This window comes from Lentibacillus sp. CBA3610, from assembly GCF_013373365.1.
Lineage (GTDB): Bacteria > Bacillota > Bacilli > Bacillales > Amphibacillaceae > Lentibacillus.
This window is the reverse complement of the sequence record NZ_CP035925.1, coordinates 3385947-3409713: the sequence shown is the minus strand read 5'-3', so window position 1 is coordinate 3409713 and position 23767 is coordinate 3385947. Positions and strand designations below refer to the sequence as shown.

14 protein-coding genes, 10 tRNA genes and 3 rRNA genes are annotated in these 23767 nt (G+C 44.0%); 8 read left to right on the top strand and 19 right to left on the bottom strand.

Translation table 11 applies throughout. The features are described from left to right. Positions 1 to 54 precede the first annotated feature (54 nt). From mvk to Len3610_RS16830, 8 genes are all read right to left on the bottom strand, one after another. Positions 55 to 1020: a mevalonate kinase gene (mvk, locus tag Len3610_RS16865; RefSeq protein ID WP_176448966.1), complete on the bottom strand. Its 966-nt coding sequence runs from the start codon at positions 1018 to 1020 to the stop codon at positions 55 to 57. Beyond that, complete coding sequence (locus tag Len3610_RS16860) at positions 1017 to 2306, bottom strand: hydroxymethylglutaryl-CoA reductase, degradative (RefSeq protein ID WP_176448965.1); 1290 nt, start codon at positions 2304 to 2306, stop codon at positions 1017 to 1019. Before Len3610_RS16860 ends, mvk begins: the two co-directional genes overlap by 4 nt. 177 nt (positions 2307 to 2483) lie before the next feature. After that, positions 2484 to 2556, bottom strand: a tRNA-Lys gene (locus Len3610_RS16855). Positions 2557 to 3013: 457 nt separating this feature from the next. Then, a tRNA-Gln gene (locus tag Len3610_RS16850) sits at positions 3014 to 3085 on the bottom strand. A 10-nt stretch (positions 3086 to 3095) separates the two neighbouring features. Next, positions 3096 to 3180, bottom strand: a tRNA-Tyr gene (locus Len3610_RS16845). Positions 3181 to 3228: 48 nt separating this feature from the next. After that, positions 3229 to 3304: transfer RNA gene (locus Len3610_RS16840), tRNA-Thr, on the bottom strand. Positions 3305 to 3520: 216 nt separating this feature from the next. Next, positions 3521 to 3596 (bottom strand) — tRNA-Val (locus tag Len3610_RS16835). 2 nt (positions 3597 to 3598) lie between these two features. Beyond that, a tRNA-Glu gene (locus Len3610_RS16830) sits at positions 3599 to 3673 on the bottom strand. A 198-nt stretch (positions 3674 to 3871) separates the two neighbouring features. Between Len3610_RS16830 and Len3610_RS16825 the strand changes: the two genes are divergently transcribed. Then, a complete protein-coding gene (locus Len3610_RS16825; RefSeq protein WP_176448964.1) occupies positions 3872 to 4600 on the top strand; it encodes a YwaF family protein in 729 nt (242 codons plus the stop codon). A gap of 2 nt (positions 4601 to 4602) precedes the next feature. Here Len3610_RS16825 and Len3610_RS16820 read toward each other — a convergent pair whose 3' ends face one another. Continuing rightward, positions 4603 to 4767: a hypothetical protein gene (locus Len3610_RS16820; RefSeq protein ID WP_176448963.1), complete on the bottom strand. Its 165-nt coding sequence runs from the start codon at positions 4765 to 4767 to the stop codon at positions 4603 to 4605. 169 nt (positions 4768 to 4936) lie between these two features. On the opposite strand from Len3610_RS16820, the gene Len3610_RS16815 reads away from it, so the two are divergent. The 4 genes from Len3610_RS16815 to Len3610_RS16800 all read left to right on the top strand — a co-directional run bounded on the left by Len3610_RS16815 (position 4937) and on the right by Len3610_RS16800 (position 11339). Further along, positions 4937 to 7003, top strand: coding sequence for a catalase (locus tag Len3610_RS16815; RefSeq protein WP_176448962.1), 2067 nt, complete (start codon positions 4937 to 4939; stop codon positions 7001 to 7003). Between the two features lie 107 nt (positions 7004 to 7110). Then, a complete protein-coding gene (locus Len3610_RS16810) occupies positions 7111 to 7305 on the top strand; it encodes a hypothetical protein (RefSeq protein ID WP_176448961.1) in 195 nt (64 codons plus the stop codon). After that, positions 7293 to 8678, top strand: a complete 1386-nt coding sequence (locus tag Len3610_RS16805) for an amidase (protein WP_176448960.1) — start codon at positions 7293 to 7295, stop codon at positions 8676 to 8678. Before Len3610_RS16810 ends, Len3610_RS16805 begins: the two co-directional genes overlap by 13 nt. 171 nt (positions 8679 to 8849) lie before the next feature. Continuing rightward, positions 8850 to 11339 (top strand): YheC/YheD family protein, encoded by a 2490-nt coding sequence (locus Len3610_RS16800; RefSeq protein WP_176448959.1) that lies wholly within the window; start codon positions 8850 to 8852, stop codon positions 11337 to 11339. Positions 11340 to 11433: 94 nt separating this feature from the next. On the opposite strand, the gene hag is transcribed toward Len3610_RS16800, so the two are convergent. Continuing rightward, positions 11434 to 12318 (bottom strand): flagellin Hag, encoded by an 885-nt coding sequence (hag, locus tag Len3610_RS16795; RefSeq protein ID WP_176448958.1) that lies wholly within the window; start codon positions 12316 to 12318, stop codon positions 11434 to 11436. 82 nt (positions 12319 to 12400) lie between these two features. Continuing rightward, complete coding sequence (locus Len3610_RS16790; protein WP_176448957.1) at positions 12401 to 12583, bottom strand: carbon storage regulator; 183 nt, start codon at positions 12581 to 12583, stop codon at positions 12401 to 12403. A gap of 180 nt (positions 12584 to 12763) precedes the next feature. Here Len3610_RS16790 and Len3610_RS16785 point away from each other — a divergent pair, with 180 nt between their 5' ends. Both Len3610_RS16785 and Len3610_RS16780 read left to right on the top strand, forming a co-directional pair. Further along, positions 12764 to 14848: a catalase gene (locus Len3610_RS16785; RefSeq protein WP_176448956.1), complete on the top strand. Its 2085-nt coding sequence runs from the start codon at positions 12764 to 12766 to the stop codon at positions 14846 to 14848. 347 nt (positions 14849 to 15195) lie between these two features. Further along, the gene (locus Len3610_RS16780) at positions 15196 to 15852 is read left to right on the top strand and encodes a LiaF transmembrane domain-containing protein (RefSeq protein WP_176448955.1); all 657 of its coding nucleotides are present in this window, start codon (positions 15196 to 15198) and stop codon (positions 15850 to 15852) included. Positions 15853 to 15984: 132 nt separating this feature from the next. Here Len3610_RS16780 and Len3610_RS16775 read toward each other — a convergent pair. From Len3610_RS16775 to Len3610_RS16740, 8 genes are all read right to left on the bottom strand, one after another. Further along, positions 15985 to 16057: transfer RNA gene (locus Len3610_RS16775), tRNA-Thr, on the bottom strand. A 7-nt stretch (positions 16058 to 16064) separates the two neighbouring features. Then, a tRNA-Asn gene (locus Len3610_RS16770) sits at positions 16065 to 16139 on the bottom strand. Positions 16140 to 16208: 69 nt separating this feature from the next. Continuing rightward, positions 16209 to 16324: ribosomal RNA gene (gene rrf, locus Len3610_RS16765) — 5S ribosomal RNA — on the bottom strand. 136 nt (positions 16325 to 16460) lie between these two features. After that, positions 16461 to 19791: ribosomal RNA gene (locus Len3610_RS16760) — 23S ribosomal RNA — on the bottom strand. Positions 19792 to 19872: 81 nt separating this feature from the next. Beyond that, positions 19873 to 19945, bottom strand: a tRNA-Ala gene (locus Len3610_RS16755). 16 nt (positions 19946 to 19961) lie between these two features. After that, a tRNA-Ile gene (locus tag Len3610_RS16750) sits at positions 19962 to 20038 on the bottom strand. A gap of 74 nt (positions 20039 to 20112) precedes the next feature. After that, positions 20113 to 21683: ribosomal RNA gene (locus Len3610_RS16745) — 16S ribosomal RNA — on the bottom strand. Together the 16S, 23S and 5S rRNA genes with 4 tRNA genes alongside form the textbook arrangement of a ribosomal RNA operon. An 816-nt stretch (positions 21684 to 22499) precedes the next feature. Next, a complete protein-coding gene (locus Len3610_RS16740) occupies positions 22500 to 22721 on the bottom strand; it encodes a hypothetical protein (RefSeq protein WP_176448954.1) in 222 nt (73 codons plus the stop codon). 237 nt (positions 22722 to 22958) lie between these two features. Between Len3610_RS16740 and pdaB the strand changes: the two genes are divergently transcribed. After that, on the top strand, positions 22959 to 23717 hold the full coding sequence (gene pdaB, locus Len3610_RS16735) for a polysaccharide deacetylase family sporulation protein PdaB (RefSeq protein ID WP_176448953.1): 759 nt from the start codon (positions 22959 to 22961) through the stop codon (positions 23715 to 23717). Positions 23718 to 23767: the final 50 nt, after the last annotated feature.

Genomic DNA, 23767 nt, shown 5'->3' with positions numbered 1-23767 from the left:
AAAAATGAGGTAAAATGACCCTATAGTCGCCATTTTACCTTTTATTTTGAACAACTACTCCGTTTTTCTGTCCAGCGCGAATGACCATACAGCATGTGCCCCAAACTTTCTCAGCTTCTCACACAGCTGTTTGGAATGCATCTCATTCTCAGCCAGGGCAATGACACAACCGCCATTACCCCCACCTGTTAATTTAGCACCTAAAGCACCTTCCTGACGGGCAAGATAAATCAATCTGTTCAATCCTGCATCACTGACACCCAGTGCTTCCAGTTCTTTTTGTGCTTCATTTAACATTTGTCCCAGCAGGTGTTTACTAGCCGTTTCCAATGCCGTTCTGGCCCGGTGTGTTATTTCACCAAGCCGCTCCAATTTGGATTGAATCCGCTTCGGTGCCGATTTGATCAGTTTCGTCACCGATTCAACTGCCAAACGGGTATCACCCATTCTGCCTGAATCTGCAACGATAAAATGGAAATCACCTTGAGGCTCAATCATGTCAATCGGCTCTTCCTTTTTATACCAAATCGGAAGTTCAGATGTTATCGTGAGTGTATCAATACCGCTTGGTTCCCCGTGAGCATGTCTTTCGGAAATATCGGCAAGCCGTAATATATCTGCCATCTCATAATCCTCTTCCGCAAAGGCAAAAAGGGCACGGATAACCGCAATCGACACAGATGCACTGGATCCGAGACCTTTTCCCGGGGGAATGGATGATTTAATCCGGATCAACAAATCTTCACATGGCATGTCAAGCTCTTCCAATGTCGCTTCAATACAAGAGGTAAGCCCGTTCAGAGAGTCAGGTGCGGATTCAAGGGGTCCATGATAAAACGTACTGTCAATTTTCACCGAACCCGGCACATAATCGATAATCGCCTCCACTCCGACTAACGGAAATGGGAGAGAAATGGCAGGCTGCCCGTGTACAACTGCATGTTCCCCGATTAAAATCAATTTACTATGAGCTACGCCAATAGCTGTTTGTACTGAAGTTGTTGCCTTTTCTACACTCATTTTTTATATTCTTCCACCAATTCTTTAGCTTTTCCGACACGGATCTCTTTTTCGTCAATTAACCGCTCTGAAATCATATCAATCATCTCCCCTGTAGCTCCTGCTGCAATGGCAACAGAACGAGAATGTAATGCCATGTGTCCTTTCTGAATGCCATCGGTTGCTAACGCTTTTAACGCTCCAAGATTCTGCGCAAGGCCGACTGCTACAATGACCCCGGCAAGCTCCTGGGCTGAATCAACATTTAACAGTTTATGGGCAAGTTTGGCAATCGGATGCACCCTGATGGAGCCGCCAACCGTACCAACTGACATCGGCAATTCCAATTCACCGACCAAATTTCCCTCTTCATCTTTAGACCAGACTGTCATCGATGTATACATACCGTCACGCGCGGCATGTGCATGGGCACCGGCTTCTACTGCACGCCAATCATTACCGGTCGCAATCACGACAGGATCGATTCCATTCATGATGCCCTTATTATGAGTTACAGCGCGGTACGGGTCAGAAGCCGCGAATTCATAAGCATGGATGACCCCGTCGCGTACTTCCTCACCCGAAAAGTCACTTGTTTGCAGCATATCCGGCGGGATGACGCAGCGCGCACGTGCAAGACAGCGATCAGGATAATTGGAAAGAATACGCAAATACACTTTACCATCCGTCAAGTCTTCAACAACTGGCGCCAGTGACTCAGCCATTGTGTTGACCATATTGGCCCCCATTGCATCACACGTATTGATGTAAAGGTGCAGGATGAGCATCTGTCCGTATTTGGAATCCGATTCTCCATTTAGCAGTCTGACTTCCAGATCCTCAGCACCGCCACCCCTTTTCATTAAACTAGGGTATGCATTATTGGCGGCTTCAATTAACGCATCTTTTTCTTTCATTATCGTTTCTTTGGCCGCATTGAAATCAGGACATCCGACAACCTGGATTTGTCCCGTCATCACACGGTCGGTCGCTTCGGTTGTAAATCCGCCAGTATTCCTGACAATTTTCGCAATGTGACTAGCCGACGCCACGACAGATGGCTCTTCAATGGCCATAGGGATACAATAGTCTTTCCCATTGATCAGGAAATTCAATCCTAATCCTAAAGGAAGCGGAAACGTCCCGATCACATTTTCTATCATGTTATCAGCTGTATCCGTTGGTAACGGGTCTTTAGAAAATAAATATTCTGTATTTTCTTCCGTAAACAGATTCATTGTTCCAAGCAATTGCCGGCGTTCATCAACGGTCATGTTATAAAAGCCAGGAATTCTGGAAGTTTCCATACCAACTCATCCTTTTATACTATGTGAAAGTCATCATAATTGATATTCATTTTACTGTTTCTATTATGTAAAAAAACACGATAAAATGCAAATAAACAAGGCTGTTAACATCATAACAACCTTGCTTATCTGCCATTATCGTCTGTTATGCATTTGCTAACGTTTATGATGGTCGAATGAGCCATGGAGGATTCGAACCTCCGACCCTCTGATTAAAAGTCAGATGCTCTGCCAGCTGAGCTAATGGCTCGTACAATGTTATTTTGGTGTCTTTACTTTTATAATGATTTTTTACTATAACAGTATAAGGGTGCTCGTCGTGTTGCATGTTATTCCGGTGATGTCGCACTCCTCGCAGAAGAGCATTGCTCGTCGTGTTGCATGTTATTCCGGTGATGTCGCACTCCTCGCAGAAAAGCATTGCTCGTCGTGTTGCAAGAGAACTCGGTGATGCTGCACTCCTCGGAGGCCTGCACTTGGTAGCTTACTCGGTGATGTTGGCGGCCAGCTTATGGCTCGTTTGTACAGTAAGTTGCTGTATGAGTTTTATATGATAAAAGCTCTTTTCGTAATGTTTGTTGCTTTTTAACCACGTAGTTGATATAAACTGCGACACACTGAAAAATTTGAGTGCAATGACACCGCTTCGGAAATAAACTCCGCTTGTGTTGACAGCCTTTCAGAAAACAGCCTGAAATAAAAAAAGACTGGGCTAGCTGGATTCGAACCAGCGAATCACGGGATCAAAACCCGATGCCTTACCGCTTGGCTATAGCCCAATAAAACATATGGTGGAGGGGGAGAGATTCGAACTCCCGAACCCTGAGGGAGCGGATTTACAGTCCGCCGCGTTTAGCCACTTCGCTACCCCTCCGTAACTATTGTTACTAACATTGATTTAAATTATACATAAAAAATATAATGGTGCCGGCCAGAGGACTTGAACCCCCAACCTACTGATTACAAGTCAGTTGCTCTGCCAATTGAGCTAGACCGGCATTTATAAAATAATTATTTTAATGTCATGTGCATTATCATCTTGTGAGCTCGTCGTGTTGTAAGTTATTTCGGTGAAGCAGCACTCCTCGCAGGCCTGCACATGGTAGCCTTCTCGGTGGTGCCCGCGGCTTGCTCTGCCAATTGAGCTAGACCGGCATTTGGTATTTTTGGCCGCCGTCACATTATTGAGTGACATATAAACCAGCGTATAAAAATGGTGGAGGATGCTGGGCTCGAACCAGCGACCCCTTGCTTGTAAGGCAAGTGCTCTCCCAGCTGAGCTAATCCTCCATTGGTGACCCGTACGGGATTCGAACCCGTGTTACCGCCGTGAAAGGGCGGTGTCTTAACCACTTGACCAACGGGCCATACAGCGCGTGTGCCACGCCTTGAAATATGTATCGGGCAAAACCGACAAATTTTATTATATACAGGTTACCCCCTTTTGTAAAGACCGAAAATCAAATTTTAATTTTCAAATTCAATTTTTCCCCTTATAATAAAGTGACACTGCATTTAATAAGGCTTTTTTCCTATCGATTAAAATTAACTGTGCGGGGGAAACGATGATGGGCATATTTTTGGAAGAGCATGGTGAACCATTCACAGCATTTGGTTCGAGTCATTTAATCGCATTATTCATTTATTTTGCCGGGATTACGATTTTTCTTTTATTCGCCAAAAAAATACTGTATAACCGCTCCGTCTACAACACGATTCGCTGGAGTTTATTCAGCCTGCTCGTTTTATCCGAAGTGAGTTATCAGACATATACCGCGCTGAACGGCATTTGGAGTTTAGCGGATCATATATTTCTGCACCTTTGCGGTATAGCCGGTATAACCGGAGCCATCGCTCTTATCAATCATAATAAACTATTAATCCAGATCACCTTTTTCATTGGGCTTGTGCCGGCATTTTTAGCACTGGTGACACCCGAATTGCCATATGACTTTCCGCATTACCGTTATTTGAAATTTTTTGTTCATCACACTGCGATTTCATGGACCAGTATATTTTTAGTGGTTTCTAATAACGTCACCATTACATTTAAAACATTACTGAAAACATATGGGTATGTCTTAATCTATGCTGCCATCATCGGGTTTTTCGTTAATCCGCTTCTGGGGTCCAACTATTTATATCTGTCTCATACCCCCACAGCCAATACACCGCTCGATCTATTGGGAAGCGGAATCTGGTATTATGTGAATCTATGTATCTTGGCCTTTGTCGTTTTCTTTGTACAATATAAGCTATACAGGCTTTTCACGCGCAAAAAGTTTGAGCAGTAAGTCTAGGAATATACAAAAGCCACAACCCAGACAATCACGATAACGGGCAACGAGGTATACAGTGTGCGCCATATGCTCAACCCTTTTTTCACTAAAAATATTGCCACAAAAACTTCCATAATGGTTACGATAATCGCGAGTGTCATTAATAGTGAGAAAGAATCCATTCGTTAAACCTCCATCTGTTATGCTGCCATTAGGATACCATATTTTATGGGGTCTGTCCCTCACCGCTTTAACGCATTACCGTGGTGGGGGACAGACCCCATGAATAGTGACGAGCTCTTTCACATAAAATGTGATGTTTGTAAATTGTGTGAAAGGTGAGGTGTTGAAATGGATAATTCCAATTCAAGGCATAAGAAAGGCGTCGGCGGTTACAGTGAAAACATAAAAGATGAACAACTGGATCAGTACCGTATCCAAAACACAGGAAAACCATTGACAACAAATCAAGGAAGAAAAGTTTCAGACGACCAATTTAATTTAAAAGCAGGTGAACGCGGTCCAACATTACATCAGGATTGGCATTACTTTGAAAAAATGACACATTTTGTGAATGAAGAGGCACCGGAAAGAGTGGTTCATGCAAGAGGCTACAGTGCCCATGGGGAGTTTGAATGCTATCAGTCAATGAAACAGTTTACAAAAGCTGGATTTTTACAGGAACCCGGGAAAAAGACGCCTTTAACTATCCGGTTTTCTACCGTACAAGGGAGCAGGGGCTCTTATGATACAGCAAGGGATTTACGTTGTCAGGGTGTTAAGTTTTATACAGAAGAAGGCAATTATGATCTGACAACAATTGCTATGCCTGTATTAATTAATCAGGAGGCGATGAAGTTTCCGGATGCGATGCATGCATACCAATCGAAGCAGGATGATGATATTCCTACAGCAAGCGGTGCACACGACCTCTTTTGGGATTATGTAGCCAATAACGAAGAAGCACTTCATATGGTGCTGTGGATCATGTCTGACCGGGGGATTATCAGAAGTTATCGAATGATGGAATCGTGGGGGATTAATACGTACCTGTTTGTCAACGAACAGGGCGCAGCAACCTTCGTCCGGTTTGTTTGGAAGCCTGTTCTTGGTGTTCATTCACTAACGCAGGATGAGGCACTGAAAATCGGCGGACTCGACCCGGACTTCCACCGGCGGGATCTCAGAGAGGCAATTGACCATGGTGCTTATCCTGAATATGAATTAGGTGTCCAGCTTATTCCACTGGAGGATGAATTCAAATACGACTTTGATGTGCTTGATCCTGCCAAGTTTTGGCCGGAAGAGCTCGTCCCTGTTCACTTTATCGGTAAGATGACGTTAAATAAAAACATTGATAATTACCATACGGAATCAGAACAAGTCGCGTTTAATCCTGCCAATGTCGTTCCGGGAATTGATTTTTCCAATGATCCCGTCCTGCAGGGAAGGTTAATTGCTTATCAAAGTGCACAATTACATCGAATTGGAGCGAATTTTCAGGAACTGCCGATTAATAAACCAATTTGCCCATTTCATAATAATCAGCGACGAGGCCCTATGAGGTATCGAATCGATGTTGATCAGGTAAACTATCATAAAAATTCCTTAGCAAATAATACCCCATACGAGACACCCCCTGAAGCAGGCGGCTATGCGCATTATCCAAAAAAAGTTGAAGGCCACGTCATACGTAATCGAAGCGATTCGTTCAGGGATCATTTTTCGCAGCCGCGTATATTTTGGAATAGCTTGACATCTGTTGAAAAGCAACACACCATAGAAGCACTCAGCTATCAGGTTGGAAGTGTGAAAAGCGAATCTGTCCGCCAGCAAACCGTTAATTTGCTGGTCAATGTCGATAAGGAAATGGCATGCATCGTTGCTGACAATATAGGCGTCGACCGTCCAAGTGGCTCTCATGTGCCTGTCTCAACAAGTTATCCTTCCCTTAGCCAGGCCAATACACCAAGTTATGCCTATACGCAAAAAGTCGGGGTACTGATTGGTCATGGCTTTAACGATCAAGAGGTAACAAATGTGCTTAACACACTAAAACAAAATGGGATTTTTATAACCATCATAAGTGAAAAACTTGGTACTGTCACAGGTGCTGATGGCACAAAACTCAAGGTTGATGAATCATTTCTTACATCAAGTCCTTATCTGCTTGACGCGCTCTATGTCGTTGGTGGAAGCACTAAAAACCAGGAGCGATTCAATCAAGACGTCATGCGTTATGCAGGTGAAGCGTATAGGCACTATAAACCGATTGGTGTTGCAACAACCGGCGAGTCTTGTTTTTACACATCAGAAAAAAATAACCTGGCCGGCGTGGTTTTTGCCGCAAACAATCCTGACTTTGGAAAGGATTTTGCCAACGCCATTGCACATCAACGCTTTTGGAATCGAACTTAGTATCTTAAAACGATAGCACAAAGAATCCAGGGAAATAAAGTGATTATTTCCCCGTTTTTTTATTTAACCTTTCAACTAAAGCAAGTCAATACAAGGAGGAACGTTCAATGTATGATGCAACCTTCATAAAACAAGGTTTATACTTACAAGGTTTACCTGTCTTCGAGGATGACGTGCCTTACATTCAAAACACACTTGTCACAATTAATCAGGCTCAAGAACCGCTTAAATCATTCCCTGACCTAAACCAAACTGTACCGATTACGGTGGTTGATAAGAGGTTGATGCTATGGCTGAACTAGGCTTCTTAACGGCTGCTGAGCTTGCTCCTTTAATCCAGACAAAACAACTATCTCCGGTTGAATTGACTAAACATCTTTTAAACCGAATCGATACCATCGATCCAGCCATCCATTCGTATATCACCCCTCTTCACGACGTTGCCCTTCAACAAGCACAAGAAGCGGAAAACAGCATTATGCACGGCCAATATAAAGGACCCCTCCATGGGATCCCGATCGGTATTAAGGATAATTACTATACAAAAGGCATACCAACGACAAACGGCTCAAAACTTTTTGCTGATTTTATTCCTGACAAAACGGCACCAGCAGCAGAAAAACTGTTAGCGGCAGGCGGGATTATGCTGGGGAAATTGAACATGCATGAAGTTGCCCTCGGATCCACCGGTACCAATTTGACCTTTGGCACGACACGAAATCCATGGAACATCCATTATATGGCGGGCGGGTCAAGTGGCGGGAGCAGTGCTGCTTTAGCAGCCGGTCTGGCAACACTTGCAACGGGATCAGATACATTCGGCTCCATCCGCCTGCCTGCAGCGATGTGCGGTATTTACGGGTTAAAGACAACCTATGGGCTCATCAGCACTTCTAATATGTTCCCCTCAGCTTGGTCATTGGATACCGCGGGACCAATGGCACGATCGGTTTCAGATTTGGCGCTAATGCTGGACGGCATGGCAGGTTTTGATGCGAATGATCCGGCAAGCCTTCATGTCCCTGAATCGCATTACAATGAAGATCTTCATAAAGGAATGAGAGGAATAAAAATCGGTATCCCTACGTATTATCTCGAGGGATTAGACCCGGATGTGGAAAAACTGCTCCAAAATGCCATAACAACTTTAAAAAGTCTGGGAGCTGAAATAAGCGAAATTGTCATTCCTCAAATTTCAATGTCAACTTTTGCAGGCTATAGTATTGTAGGTGGGGAAGCATCCACTTACCATCACGAATGGCTGCAGACGCATCCAGAGTATTATGCAGCAGATAACCGAATTTTCCTTCTGTCCGGTGCATTGACAAATTCGCCACAATACGTCAGAGCCCAACAAGCCCGCAGAAAAATGGTAGAAGCGTTCCAAAAAGCGTTTGATGAAGTCGATATTTTGCTCGGTCCAACGATCCCTATCTCAACACCGGCATTTGCTCAGAACTGGGTCCAGCAAAATTTAGATGTGATTAGACGCTGTTTGCCATTTACCGTTCCTGTCAATTTAACGGGGGTACCAGGTTTATCAGTGCCAATGGGATTAGACTCAAGAGGACTCCCCACCGGCATGCAATTCATTGGCAACCACCTTTCCGAACAACAATTACTTCAAGTCGGATATGCATGGGAAAGCGTGGAGCCCTTCCAGTTTCAAATGTAAGTGTCGTTGATGGGGTCTGTCCCCCACCGCGGTAACGCGTTAAAGTGGTGGGGGACAGACCCCATAAATCAGTGTAATCGTTTTACAAGGATTTCCTGTTCAATTTTGCATCCCTTTAGCCGATATAATAGACAGGATTATTCCCGACTATTTTTGTAAGGAGCATACGCCATGGCTACACTTAAAGAAAAGAAACTTCCACAGACATTGAACATTATTGATACATTAATCGAAGCGACTGACCATTTTTCCGGTCTGTCCAAAGAAAAGAATTTTAATCAAAGTGTTTATATATTCAGTTCCATTGTTGATGGATTTAGTGCCATTGAGAAAACATTAACAAGTACACAATCGGAAAGCATTCATAAAAGTAAAAAAAACATTGAGCGCAGTATCCACTTGATTGCCAAACAAATGGAACAGGGGAATTTCCTGAAAATCGCAGAAGTCGTCCAGTTTTCGCTGATGCCGCAGTTGAGGGAATTGAGATGGACATTTGAAGCTGGCATTTCCGGTGAACAGGTGGCACAGCCCATCACAATTGGTGTCTATTCCAGTAGAGCCAATCCTCGTGTCGCGTATCCGGAAGAACGGATTAACGCCTACATTGAAGAAGCAGAGCGTCAGGGTGTCGGGCTAATCTTCTTTTCCTCAGATGATGTGGATGTTGAAAACAGGCAGATCAAGGCTGACGCTTTCAAAGACAATCAATGGCAAAAAATCGATGCACCTTTTCCGGATGTCATCAATAATATCAGTCCAAGCTCCCGCATCCAGCAATCCCGGGTTGAACGAAAATTGCGGCGTGAACTGCCCTTCACCAGTTTTTATGTCGGTAATAAATACCATTTGCCGAAAAAGCTCGTCAAATATAGAAAATATGCGGATTTGCTCGTTCCATTCAAGGTTTGCAAGAATGAGAATGTGATCCATGATTTCATGCAGGATAATAAAATTGTCGTATTCAAGCCGATTATGGGACGACGGGGCGAAAATATCTTTTTTGTCGAAAAAAGGGGTAATCGGTATTCCGTATTAGACCAAAAAAAGGAACAAGTTCTTGGTACTGAAAAATTCAGTGAATGGATTTCTAAAGTTATTCTAAAGAACAGAAACAGCTATATGATTCAACACTATATTCAAGCTCGTACAAAAGAAGGAGAACCTTATGATATCCGCGCACACGTTCAGAAAAATGGTGAGGGGAAATGGCAATTAACTCGTATTTATCCACGTATTGGAAATAGGCAAAGTATTCTTAGTAACATCAGCCGTGGTGGCAGAACAGATAATTTTGAAGTCCTATTAAAGGAACAGTTTGGTAAAGATGGACTACAGTATGGTGAGGAGATTCGAAAGCTGGCCATTGATTTAACAAAGCATCTCGACAAAATACATGGGTTAGCTCTTGATGAGCTCGGACTTGATTTAGCCATTGATCAAAATGGTCGTTTTTGGCTGCATGAAGTAAACAACGGACCTCAATCGACATTTCATGAAACTGAAAGAGCATCAAATACAATAGCTTATGCCACCTATATTGCCAAAAATGGTATTGTAAATACAAATGAATCCGATAAAGGAACTACTTCAAAAGGACAGTTTAATGCACTTGTTACAGATTTGGAATGGGCGAATTTAGATAACCGATATCGAATTGGTATGTTGGTTAACGAAAATGAAGTTGAAAATTTAGCAGTTGCCTGTGCTTATGTAGCTAAGTACGAGGGGGTAGATTTTTACTACTTTTCACCTAGGGACATAGACTTTGGTGAAATGCTGATTAGAGGGCACTTCTATGAAGATAAAGAATGGGTAACTAAAATTGTTGAGTATCCAGATGCTATATATGATCGTCTAAGGCTTAGAGGAATGCAAGGGTATAAATTTGTATATGAAGAATTAGAAGACATTCCGTTCACAAATGAATTTTTTGGGAATTCAATAAGTAAGTTGGAAGTTTATGATAAACTCACATCAACTGGAAAAATTGACGACGCCATCATACCTTATCAAAAAGTTGATCGAATAAAAGACATTTTCAAATTTATTAATAAGTACAGAAAAGTCATTCTCAAACCTGAAGTTGGTTCGTTTGCAAAGGGAGTTCATTTTATAGAAAAACAAGACATTGATGACTTTTTTGTTGCAGTGGGTGAACACGAAAAATATTATAATGAAGTTTCTATCAGAAATTACCTTAGAAAATTGATTAAACAGGGAACTTTTATTGTTCAGGAATACATTGAAACAAGAACATTAGAGGGACAGCCATTTGATATTAGAGTTCATATGATGAAAGGTGATAATGGTGAATGGTCAATTGTCAACAGTTATCCTAGGATAGGATTTTATTATGCAGTCATTTCCAGCACTAGTAAGGGAGGCTATATTGGTGAACTATCTGGATTTTTAGATAGAAACTTTTCAAGTAAAAAAATTAAAGAAGATATAAAATTTATCACTTTACGTTGTTCGGAAATCTTCGACAATTTATACGATGAACATTTAAGTGAAATTGCATTCGATATAGCAATAGATAAAGAAATGAAAGTTTATATAATAGAAGTTAATGTTAACAAACCGGGAATAATATATTATGACTTTGAAGTTGCAAAACATGCAATTCCCTATGCTATTTCTTTAGTTGAAAAAAATTAGAATAGTTCTATCCAAATTGGGGAATAAAATATTGTATATATCCCATAATGTTCATATTAAAATGGTCGTCTGAAAAGGACGACCATTTTTATCTCTATTGTAAAAGTTGTAAAACACCTTGAGGCTGCTGATTTGCCTGAGCCAACATGCTTTGAGATGCTTGCGTAAGGATGTTATTCTTCGTGAATTCCATCATTTCTGAAGCCATGTCCACGTCTCTTATACGTGATTCAGCTGCAGTTAGATTTTCCGTAGAAGCACTAAGATTATTAATAGTATGCTCTAAACGATTTTGAACTGCTCCTAATTCTGAACGTTGAGTGGAAACCTGCTCTATTGCATCATCGATGGCACCCAATTGAGTATCAAAATCGTTCGTAGGAGACTCTTCGGCAAATTCAGTAACATCAATATCCTCTATTTTTATACCGGCTTCTGAGCCTAAAGACTCAACACTCATGTCTCCAATCTCAACTGTCAATTGTTGACCTTCATTTGCACCTATTTGGAAATTTAGTGCACCTGATTCACCTGTAGTGAGTGAACCATCTAGAAGGTTCTTCCCATTAAATTGTGTACGATCAGATATACCCTGACTATCGGCCGTTCCTCCTATTTCTTCTTGTAGGGCATCAATTTCTTCTTGAATGGCTTTTAAGTCATCGTTACCTTGAGTACCTGTATTACCCGCTTGTACAGTCAATTCACGCATACGTTGAAGAATAGAGTGCGTTTCATTCAATGCACCTTCAGCAGTTTGAATTAGTGATACACCATCTTGTGCGTTTTTCTCAGCCATTTCCAACCCACGAATTTGTCCGCGCATTTTTTCAGAAATTGCCAAACCTGCAGCATCGTCTCCAGCCTTGTTAATACGAAGACCTGAAGAAAGTTTTTCCAAAGACCCTTGAGTTGCCTTGTTGTTCTGTACTAGCTGATTCTGCGTATTCAGCGCCGCAATGTTGTGATTAATTTGCATAATCAATCGACCTCCATGTTTTTATTTTTTACTAGCAGGACCTGTCCTTGTGAAATGCTAGTTTTATAATAGCCCCTGAATATTAGGAGTTATTACCGTAAATCTCTCCACGGACAATGTTGAATACCTGTGGAGCTGTGATGCGGAGCTTAAGGGCGTTATTCATGTTTCCCTCAGCTTTGACTACTTCGACTTCAATGTTCCTGCCGTGTTCATCCTCGATAAACACTTTTTCTCCCGGTTTTCTTCTGAGCGTTAACGCCATGGCTAATCATCCTCCATGATGATCTCCCTTCTTATATCGGCAGGATGGTGGAATGTTTAAATCGTTTGGCCTAAGAACTTTTGCGAGTGTTTGTCAGGTTCTAAAAAATGCATAATTCCGCCCAATCCGAATATGTATGTAACTGGAGTAAATTTTTAAACGATAAGGATGGGTGATACCATGGACGAACACGAAAACAATTCCTCAAGAGGGTACCATCATCATAAACACCACAAGGACGAAAAAGAGGAACAGCTTGAACAATACTATCACCAAAACACTGGTCCAGGTAAAAAAATGACCGATGATGCGGGGTTTAAAATTTCCAATGACAGGTGGAGCTTGCGGGCAGGAAGGCGTGGCCCCTTATTATTTCAGGACTTTCATTTTTATAGAAAACAGTCCCGCTTTAGCCGAGAACGCATACCAGAAAAAGTGGTCCATGCCAGGGGATTCGGACTATATGGAGACTTTGAGTTATATAAGTCAATGAAACATGTAACTAAAGCTGATTTCCTGCAACGACCTGGCTCCAAAACACCTGTGTTCACGCGATTTTCCAACTTTATTGGCAGTAAAGGTTCCAAAGATACAGCAGTCGATATACGTGGCTTTGCAACCAAGTTTTACACACAAGCAGGAAATTATGATAATTTGGCACTCCAATTTCCTGTCTTCATTCTTGCAGATGCGATGAAATTTATGGATGTGACGCATGCGGCTAAACCAAACCCGATTACGGATATACCGCAAGCGACTGTCGCACAGGATGGTTTTTGGGACTATGTCGTCAGCAACCCGGAATCAGCCCATATGGTGATGTGGTTAATGTCCATGCGGGGGCGTCCAAGAAGCTGGCGTATGATGGCGGGTTGGCCAATCAATACATTCCGGTTTATTAATGAACAAGGTAAATCGACCTTTGTACGATTTAAATGGGTGCCTAAACTTGGCGTTCACTCCTTGCTGCTTGATGAAGCGAATGTTATCGGCGGCGTCGACCCGGACTTCCATCGCCGTGATATCATTGAAGCGGTCAAATGCGGTGCCTATCCGGAGTATGAATTAGGTGTGCAATTAATTGCTGAAGAAGATGAGTTTAACTTTGACTTTGACATTTTAGACGATACAAAACTCTGGCCGGAAGAGGAAGTTCCTGTAGAAATCATCGGTAAATTAACATTGAATCGATTGGTTAATGATTTCTTCGCAGAGGAAGAACAATCATCATTTGACCCTGCTTCGCTTGTTCCAGGCATTGACTTCACGATTGATCCTGTCCTGCAAGGAAGGGCTTTTGCTTACAGAGATACCGATTACCACCGGCTAGGTACAGGAAATATTAATGAAATACCCGTTAACAAGCCTATCTCTGAAGTGAACGATAACTTTAGGGCCGGTTATTCAGATTATGAAATTGATCTTAATTACGTCGATTATCATAACAATACATTAGCTGGTAATACTCCTGCCGAGACTCCACCTGAAGAAGGGGGATATTCCCATTATCCCCAAAAGGTCGACGGGCATGTCACGCGAGAACGTCCAAGCGAATCATTTTTTGATTACTTTTCACAATCAAGACTTTTCTGGAACAGTTTATCACATGTTGAAAAACAAGATCTTACCGATACGTTTATCTATCACCTTGGCTATGTTAAAAGCAAATCAGTGAGACAGCAAAATGTGGAATTTTGGGCTAATGTTGATAGGGAAATGGCCTGTACCATTGCTGACAATATTGGTGTCGACCAACCAAAGGGTTCCCATGTTCCCGTGTCAAAGAGTTCGCCGGCCATCAGCCAGGCCAATACGCCGCATTACGCCGCTACACAAAAAGTTGGTGTGCTGATTGACAATGGATTTAACGGTGAAGAGGTAAGAAGCACATTGGACTATCTCCATCACTGTGGCGTATTCATTGATATTATCAGTGAAAAACTGGGGACAGTTACCGGATCTGATGGTACAAAAATTGAAGTGAATGAGACGTTTATAACAACCTACCCAGTTCTGTATGACGCGCTCTATGTTGTAGGCGGAAAAGCCGACAACGAGGCTAAATTCACGCAAAATGTTATGGAATTCGTTAATCAGGCTTATAAACAATATAAGCCAATTGGTGTCGCGACAACCGGCCAGCCTTATGTCAAATCATCACAGGAAAATAACCTCGCCGGCGTTGTTTTTGCCGCCAATAACCAAAACTTCAGGGATGACTTTGTATCAGCCATTGCCCAGCAGCGTTTTTGGGATCGGACATAGAAGATAGTCACAGGGAGATAAAGCATTATTTCCCTGTTTTTATTTTTACTTTCACTTTGCATTATCGGGACATTATTTTTTAGAGTTCCCTCCACTGAGTGAAGTTTCACTTTTATGTCAGGAAGCATCACTAATCACCACTACACTAAACAATGATTTTTAAGCATGTTCACAACCTGCAATCGTTTAGTATTGACATACCATCTAATTATGTGAATAATTAAATCAGTCACTGAATTTACAATTATATTAACGTTGGAATTCTGTTCTAAGTTGGAAAACGCACTTTCCAATTATCATTCAAAAACACTTCAATACATAAAGTGTCTTATAGGGGGGATTTGCCCATGTCTGGAAGAGTGTGGCCAGGTCTGTTTTTTCTTTTGTTTGGTGTTAGTTTGCTTTTGCACCAAGCAGATATCATTGATTTAGGGTATCTACTGTCAAATTGGTGGCCGTTTATTCTGATTATCATAGGTATTATTCAGCTAATCAATCGTACACAATCTTCTAAAGTCTCAGGTTTCTTGTTTTTATTTGTGGGGACCTTATTTTTCATCAATCAATGGTTTGACATGAATTTAGTTTCTTATTTATGGCCGCTTATTTTTATCTTTATCGGTATTATCATCATTTTTACCCGGGCCAAACATGGAAAAACTCCTCATACGAACGAGAATCTAAACACATTCCTGCTTTTTTCAGGAGCAGAGATCAAGAGTCAATCGAAAAATTTTCAAGGTGGAAGTGTGACGACGATGTTCGGCGGGGCGGAAATTGACCTCCGCGATGCGATTATTGAAGATGGGGCCTCACTTGACTTAACCTCTATCCTGGGAGGGGCGAGTATCATGGTTCCTGATAATGTTCATGTCGAAATATCAGGTGTCCCAATCCTTGGCGGCTGGGAGGATAATACAAGGGTCCAGGGAGAAAATGAAGACGTTGTCGTATTGAAAATTAACTGTCTTACGATTCTCGGTGGGGGAGAAATTACAAATTAAGAATCATCTATCAGAATAGAAGAGAAAATCTCCCTCACAACATGCAGGCGATGCATATGAGGGAGATTTTTTACGGTTAAAAAATAGACGCAAATCCTCACTTTATAAAGATTTAACGCCTATCTGTTATAGAGCTTCCAGCCGGACTCGAACCGGCGACCTCTTCCTTACCATGGAAGCGCTCTACCGACTGAGCTATGGAAGCAAAAAAATGGCTCCACAGGCAGGATTCGAACCTGCGACTAATCGGTTAACAGCCGACCGCTCTACCACTGAGCTACTGTGGAATAGTTTAGAGTGTTTATTAACGTGGACCTAACCACTGAAAAATTATAAAGAAAAAAGTATAGTAAAATGCCTGGCGGCGTCCTACTCTTGCAGGGGTTAAACCCCAACTACCATCGGCGCTGGAGAGCTTAACTGCTGTGTTCGGCATGGGAACAGGTGTGACCTCTCCGCTATCGCTACCAGACCTTTTTCATTTTGTGTGTCGATTCCTTTATTAAGGACAAGAATCATTATAGCCATTTTTGACGAAAAATGCAAGGGGTTTTTCAGGAATTTGCACCCTGAAAACTAAATAAGAGTTCCATTCAACCACATATGGTTTAGTTAAGTCCTCGATCGATTAGTATCCGTCAGCTCCACGTGTCGCCACGCTTCCACCTCGGACCTATCCACCTCATCGTCTCTGAGGGATCTTACTCACTTAAAGTGATGGGAAGTTTCATCTTGAGGGGGGCTTCATGCTTAGATGCTTTCAGCACTTATCCTTGCCACACGTAGCTACCCAGCTGTGCTCCTGGCGGAACAACTGGTACACCAGCGGTGTGTCCATCCCGGTCCTCTCGTACTAAGGACAGCTCCTCTCAGACTTCCAGCGCCCACGACGGATAGGGACCGAACTGTCTCACGACGTTCTGAACCCAGCTCGCGTACCGCTTTAATGGGCGAACAGCCCAACCCTTGGGACCGACTACAGCCCCAGGATGCGATGAGCCGACATCGAGGTGCCAAACCTCCCCGTCGATGTGAACTCTTGGGGGAGATAAGCCTGTTATCCCCGGGGTAGCTTTTATCCGTTGAGCGATGGCCCTTCCATGCGGGACCACCGGATCACTAAGCCCGACTTTCGTCCCTGCTCGACTTGTAGGTCTCGCAGTCAAGCTCCCTTCTGCCTTTGCACTCTGCGAATGATTTCCAACCATTCTGAGGGAACCTTTGGGCGCCTCCGTTACCTTTTGGGAGGCGACCGCCCCAGTCAAACTGCCTGCCTGACACTGTCTCCGGACCGGATTACGGTCCTGGGTTAGAATGTTCGTACAGCCAGGTGGTATCCCACGGGTGCCTCCACGTAAAGCTGGCGCTCACGTTTCGACGGCTCCACCTATCCTGTACTGTACCAAACATTCAATATCAAGGTGCAGTAAAGCTCCACGGGGTCTTTCCGTCCAGTCGGCGAGTAATGCGCATCTTCACGCATAGTATAATTTCACCGGGTCTCTCGTTGAGACAGTGCCCAAGTCGTTGCACCTTTCGTGCGGGTCGGAACTTACCCGACAAGGAATTTCGCTACCTTAGGACCGTTATAGTTACGGCCGCCGTTTACTGGGGCTTCGGTTTGGCGCTTCGCGTGACAAGCACGCTAACGCGTCCCCTTAACCTTCCAGCACCGGGCAGGTGTCAGCCCCTATACTTCGCCTTTCGGCTTCGCAGAGACCTGTGTTTTTGGTAAACAGTCGCTTGGGCCTATTCACTGCGGCTCACTCGGTGTGAGCACCCCTTCTCCCGAAGTTACGGGGTCATTTTGCCGAGTTCCTTAACGAGAGTTCTCCCGATCACCTTAGGATTCTCTCCTCGCCTACCTGTGTCGGTTTGCGGTACGGGCACCTGTGAACTCACTAGAGGCTTTTCTTGGCAGTGTGGAATCAGGAACTTCGGTACTCAATTTCCCTCCCCGTCACAGCTTGGGATTGTCAGACGGATTTACCTATCCAACTCCCTCACTGCTTGGGCGCACAATTCCGACAGTGCGCTTTCCCTATCCTGCTGCGTCCCCCCATCGTTCAAACGCTCACGAGGTGGTACAGGAATATCTGCCTGTTGGCCATCGCCTACGCCTTTCGGCCTCGGCTTAGGTCCGACTAACCCTGAGCGACGAGCCTTCCTCAGGAAAACCTTAGGCTTTCGGTGAAAGAGATTCTCACTCTTTTTTTCGCTACTCATACCGGCAATTCTCACTTCCAAACGCTCCACCAGTCCTCACGGTCTGACTTCGCAGCATTTGGAACGCTCTCCTACAAACAGAGTCAGATGGCCAGAAATCAGAAGTCGGATTATTTCCACTTTTGTATAGAGGAATAAATTGCTTACTAACTTCTTCATACCGTTGATAAAGATAGGTGTATTTCTGTTCATCCAAATATGTCAAATCTCTTGCAAAATCCAACATAACCTTGACTTCATTATTGGAGCCAAGTGATATTTTAAGAAAACGCTTGAAGTCATTAATAGAATCTTTCTTTCCATATCCTTCAGCATATTTGCTGGAATAGAAAGGGCTGCTCTTCTCAGTTGAGCACCAAGTTCATATTTTTCAAAGTCAGGAAATTCCAAGGTGAGTTTATGAATTTCAATTGCAAGGTCATAAGGCCTGTTGATAAATCCGTAAATCCTATAGTTGTTTTATCACTATCTTCCTCACTTCTGACTTCCGACCTCTGGTATCTTGACCTCTGCTTCGCAGCTTCGGTGATACGTTTAGCCCGTACATTTTCGGCGCAGAGTCACTCGACCAGTGAGCTATTACGCACTCTTTAAATGATGGCTGCTTCTAAGCCAACATACTGGTTGTCTGGGCAACTCCACATCCTTTTCCACTTAAACGTTATACTAGGGACCTTAGCTGGCGGTCCGGGCTGTTTCCCTTTCGACTATGAACCTTATCACCCATAGTCTGACTCCCAGGGTTGCGTTACTGGCATTCGGAGTTTGACTGAATTCGGTAACCCGGTGAGGGCCCCTAGTCCAATCAGTGCTCTACCTCCAGAACGCTTCTCCCTGAGGCTAGCCCTAAAGCTATTTCGGAGAGAACCAGCTATCTCCGTGTTCGATTGGCATTTCACCCCTACACACCTCATCCCCGCATTTTTCAGCATACGTGGGTTCGGGCCTCCAGTCAGTGTTACTGACCCTCACCCTGGACATGGGTAGATCACACGGTTTCGGGTCTGCGACCGTATACTGTTTACGCCCTATTCAGACTCGCTTTCGCTTCGGCTCCGTGTTTGCCACTTAACCTTGCATACAATCGCAACTCGCCGGTCCATTCTACAAAAGGTACGCCGTCACATTAACGGGCTTCGACTACTTGCAGGGCACACGTTTCAGGTTTCTGTTTCACTCCCTTCCGGTGGCTTTCACCTTTCCCTCACGGTACTGGTTCCACTATCGGTCACCAGGAGTATTTAGCCTTGGGAGATGGTCCTCCGGATTCCGACGAATTTCCGTGTTCCGCCGTACTCAGGATCCACGCCGGAGGAAATGGCTTTTCGACTACAGGGCTCTTACCTTCTTCGGCTGATCATTCCAGATCGATTCGTCTAAGCCATTTCTTGATAACTCCCATGGCGTGTCCTTCTACCCCGAAAAGCATCGCTTTCCGGTTTGGGCTGTTTCCCGTTTCGCTCGCCGCTACCGGGAAATCGCGTTTGCTTTCTCTTCCTCCGGGTACTGAGATGTTTCAGTTCCCCGGGTGTGCCTCTTGTGCCCTATGAATTCAGACACAAGTACTGCCCCCATACGGACAGGCGGGTTTGCCCATTCGGAAATCCCCGGGTCGCCAGTCTACTTACGGACTCACGGGCATATCGGTGTTAGTCCCGTCCTTCGTCGGCTCCTGGTGCCAAGGCATCACCGTGCGCCATCGTTCACTTAACTAATACGTGCGTTCGTTTGACGAACGTTTTTAAATCAATGTCGTTGAATGTCTTGCTCTTATTTAGTTTTCAAGGTGCAAAATGGAGCCTAGCGGGATCGAACCGCTGACCTCCTGCGTGCAAAGCAGGCGCTCTCCCGGCTGAGCTAAGGCCCCGTAATGTCAGTATAGATGGTGGGCCTGGGTGGACTTGAACCACCGACCTCACGCTTATCAGGCGTGCGCTCTGACCGACTGAGCTACAGGCCCATCTATATCCTGAGAAAATTAATCTCTCAAAACTGAACCAAACAACCATGCATGACTTCCTTAAAAATCCTTAGAAAGGAGGTGATCCAGCCGCACCTTCCGATACGGCTACCTTGTTACGACTTCACCCCAATCATTGGCCCACTTCGGCCGGCTGGCTCCGAAAGGTTACCTCACCGACTTCGGTGTTGCCAACTCTCGTGTGTGACGGGCGGTGTGTACAAGCCGCGGAACGTATTCACCGCGGCATGCTGATCCGCGATTACTAGCGATTCCGGCTTCATACAGGCGAGTTGCAGCCTGCAATCCGAACTGGGAATGGTTTTATGGGATTTGCTTCACCTCACGGCTTCGCTGCCCTTTGTTCCATCCATTGTAGCACGTGTGTAAGCCCAGGTTCATAAGGGCATGATGATTTGACTCATCCCCGCCTTCCTCCGGTTTGTCACCGGCAGTCACCTTAGAGTGCCCAACTTAATGCTGGCAACTAAGATCAAGGGTTGCGCTCGTTACGGGACTTAACCCAACATCTCACGACACGAGCTGACGACAACCATGCACCACCTGTCACTCTGTCCCCGAAGGGAACACGGTATCTCTACCGCCATCAGAGGATGTCAAGACCTGGTAAGGTTCTTCGCGTTGCTTCGAATTAAACCAACATGCTCCACCGCTTGTGGCGGGCCCCCCGTCCAATTCTTGAGTTTTCAGCCTTGCGGCCGTAATCCCCAGGCGGAGTGCTTATTGCGTTAAACTTCAGCACTAAGGGTGGAAACCCCTAACACCTAGCACTTCAACGTTTACGGCGTGGACTACAGGTATCTAAATCCTGTTCGCTACCACGCTTTCGCACCTCAGCGTCAGTGACAGACCAGAGAGTCGCCTTCGCCACTGGGTGTTCCTCCACATCTCTACGCATTTTCACCGCTACACGTGGAATTCCACTCCTCTCCTCTTCTGTACTCAAAGTCCTCCAGTTTTCCAATGACCACCCGCAGTTAAGCTGCGGGATTTCACATCAGACTTAAAAGACCGCCTGCGTGCCCTTTACGCCCAATAATTCCGGACAACGCTTGCCCCCTACGTATTACCGCGGCTGCTGGCACGTAGTTAGCCGGGGCTTTCTGGTCAGGTACCGTCAATGTCCTGCCCTGTTCGAACAGAACGTGTTCTTCCCTGACAACAGAGTTTTACGATCCGAAAACCTTCTTCACTCACGCGGCGTTGCACCGTCAGACTTTCGTCCATTGCGGATGATTCCCTACTGCTGCCTCCCGTAGGAGTCTGGGCCGTGTCTCAGTCCCAGTGTGGCCGATCACCCTCTCAGGTCGGCTACGCATCGTCGCCTTGGTGAGCTCTTACCTCACCAACTAACTAATGCGCCGCGGGCCCATCTGTAAGTGACAGCTTAATGCCGTCTTTCAACTGCCGATCATGCGACCGAAAGTGTCATCCGGTATTAGCTCGCGTTTCCGCGAGTTATTCCGGTCTCACAGGCAGGTTGCCCACGTGTTACTCACCCGTCCGCCGCTCGTTCCACAGGTGAAGCGCCCCGAAGGGCGTTCACCTGCTTCCCGCGCACGACTTGCATGTATTAGGCACGCCGCCAGCGTTCGTCCTGAGCCAAGATCAAACTCTCCAATAAAAGTTTGCCATAAGGTCGACACCGATCAACCTTATCAATGTCTTAGCTTCAAAAATTGATTCCAAGGGTTAAAGTGTCATCATTCGGATTAAAACAATCCGACTTCCGACCTCTTACCTCTGACATCTGTTTATCATACAGGTTGTTTTGTTCAGTTTTCAAAGATCAATTATCACTGCGTCGTTTTCAGCGACGAATTATAATTTATCATGGTTGCAACAAAATGTCAATAACTTTTTTCTTCACGTTTTAATTCGTCAAAAAACGCTATTGTTTTGCTGACAACAAAAAATAATATAGCATAATTAAACGGTGAGTTCAATAGGTAACCAAAAAAATGATGAATCAAATTTAATGCGCCCAATAAGAAAAAACGCTGACGCGTCTTTTCAGATGCCAGAGGTCAGAGGTCGGATTAGAAGAATTCGGCGAACTAGCCGATTTCAAGATTGAAGTCTTATCTAAAATGTTATACTTTCTGACCTTATAAAGATAGTTCCGCTTTCATCAAAAACAATATAAATGGAAACCATCCAAACTTGCCCGCATTAGCCCTTAAAAGAATAGTCTTTCTGAGGCAACCTGACCCCGTCGATTATTTTACCTAACACTGCTTTACTGATCAAGCGCACCAAGTAATCTGCAGTTTGCGGGGAGTGTGTCCCTCCCCGAAATAATCTGCAATGCGACAAGCATAAAGCAAAGCATATTTGAAATGAGCCGCGCTGCAAACTGCGGGAAGTGTACACGTTGTCAGAATAGATACGCGTACTTTTTAAATTCAAGATGCGAGTCAAAACCTTTACAAAAAGCGCCTTACTGATTACCGGTCCGTTTAGGCATGTACTTCATGCATTCCTCTCTGCTTGCGATACGGCGATATAAATTAAAGACTGTCTGATAGCGCTCCTTCATGGCATTTTTGACCATTTGATCGATCCGGTTATCCTCCATATCCATTAATAATTCCTCTAATTCACGTTTTATCATATATTCCATTTCCTTTTGTTCTGCATCATTAATCATAAAACCAAGCATAGTAACCCAACTTTCTATATTTAAGAGATGTATTGTTTCAATTATGATTAGTAAATTTTTATCGAATGTAGAAACCCAGATACCAAATGAGTATGTACAGACTTTACTATTCCCCGAAAAACAGATTTTTTATCCCCCTTTTTTATATACTTTCAGGATTTTTCCTATAAAGGCTTGTTCATATTAAGATGTTGCAATCATAGAATGAATTAAGGATGGTTTGAGAGGAATGATGTAATGGATCATTTTTATGTGATGAAATTAAAAAAATGGAAACGTTATGCAGTTGTCGTATTGTTGGCGTTATTTGCCGCGGTATTTCTTTGGTTTGAGCGGGACGGGGCATTTTCAGTAATATCCAATAACGAACCCCTGGCGTTTACAAAGGGGAATGCGGATGAGCCTGATATTTCATTAACCTTTAATATCAGCTGGGGAGAAGAAAAAGTTCATGACATTTTGGACGAGCTGGAGCAGCATCAGGTTCAGGCTACATTTTTTGTCAGCGGGGAATGGGCTGAGCGACATCCGGACATTTTGGAAGATATAACAGATCAGGAACATGAACTGGGGATGCTCGGTTACCGTTATGAAAGTTACCTTGATCAGGAATTGGATCAAGTACGTCAAGATTTATTAAAGGCAAAAGAGGAATTCGACAAACTTGGATATGAAGATGTCGATCTCTTGCGCCCTCCCAATGGTCACTTTGACGAAGAGATTATTGAATTAGCTGAAGAGCAAGGCTTTACGGTCACACATTGGAATGTTAATCCGAACGATTGGGAAAATCCGGGAACGCAGGAAATTACAAATACAGTTATGGAAGAAACATCAAATGGGGACATTATCTTAATGCATGCATCCGATTCTGTTAAACAAACGGCAGAAGCTTTACAGACGATATTACCGGGACTCAAAAATAAGGAATTTCAATTTGTGACCATATCTGAACTAATTGATCAGGCACATGCTGAATCAAGGATTGTTGACTAAAAGAATACAGCAGTCTTTTGTTTTTTAAACGGCGGTACCATTCGATAACC

Coding starts and splice junctions, on each gene's coding strand:
- mvk (WP_176448966.1), bottom strand. CDS start 1,020: ATGAGTGTAGAAAAGGCAACAACTTCAGTACAAACAGCTATTGGCGTA.
- Len3610_RS16860 (WP_176448965.1), bottom strand. CDS start 2,306: ATGGAAACTTCCAGAATTCCTGGCTTTTATAACATGACCGTTGATGAA.
- Len3610_RS16825 (WP_176448964.1), top strand. CDS start 3,872: ATGATGGGCATATTTTTGGAAGAGCATGGTGAACCATTCACAGCATTT.
- Len3610_RS16820 (WP_176448963.1), bottom strand. CDS start 4,767: ATGGATTCTTTCTCACTATTAATGACACTCGCGATTATCGTAACCATT.
- Len3610_RS16815 (WP_176448962.1), top strand. CDS start 4,937: ATGGATAATTCCAATTCAAGGCATAAGAAAGGCGTCGGCGGTTACAGT.
- Len3610_RS16810 (WP_176448961.1), top strand. CDS start 7,111: ATGTATGATGCAACCTTCATAAAACAAGGTTTATACTTACAAGGTTTA.
- Len3610_RS16805 (WP_176448960.1), top strand. CDS start 7,293: ATGGCTGAACTAGGCTTCTTAACGGCTGCTGAGCTTGCTCCTTTAATC.
- Len3610_RS16800 (WP_176448959.1), top strand. CDS start 8,850: ATGGCTACACTTAAAGAAAAGAAACTTCCACAGACATTGAACATTATT.
- hag (WP_176448958.1), bottom strand. CDS start 12,318: ATGCAAATTAATCACAACATTGCGGCGCTGAATACGCAGAATCAGCTA.
- Len3610_RS16790 (WP_176448957.1), bottom strand. CDS start 12,583: ATGGCGTTAACGCTCAGAAGAAAACCGGGAGAAAAAGTGTTTATCGAG.
- Len3610_RS16785 (WP_176448956.1), top strand. CDS start 12,764: ATGGACGAACACGAAAACAATTCCTCAAGAGGGTACCATCATCATAAA.
- Len3610_RS16780 (WP_176448955.1), top strand. CDS start 15,196: ATGTCTGGAAGAGTGTGGCCAGGTCTGTTTTTTCTTTTGTTTGGTGTT.
- Len3610_RS16740 (WP_176448954.1), bottom strand. CDS start 22,721: ATGCTTGGTTTTATGATTAATGATGCAGAACAAAAGGAAATGGAATAT.
- pdaB (WP_176448953.1), top strand. CDS start 22,959: ATGGATCATTTTTATGTGATGAAATTAAAAAAATGGAAACGTTATGCA.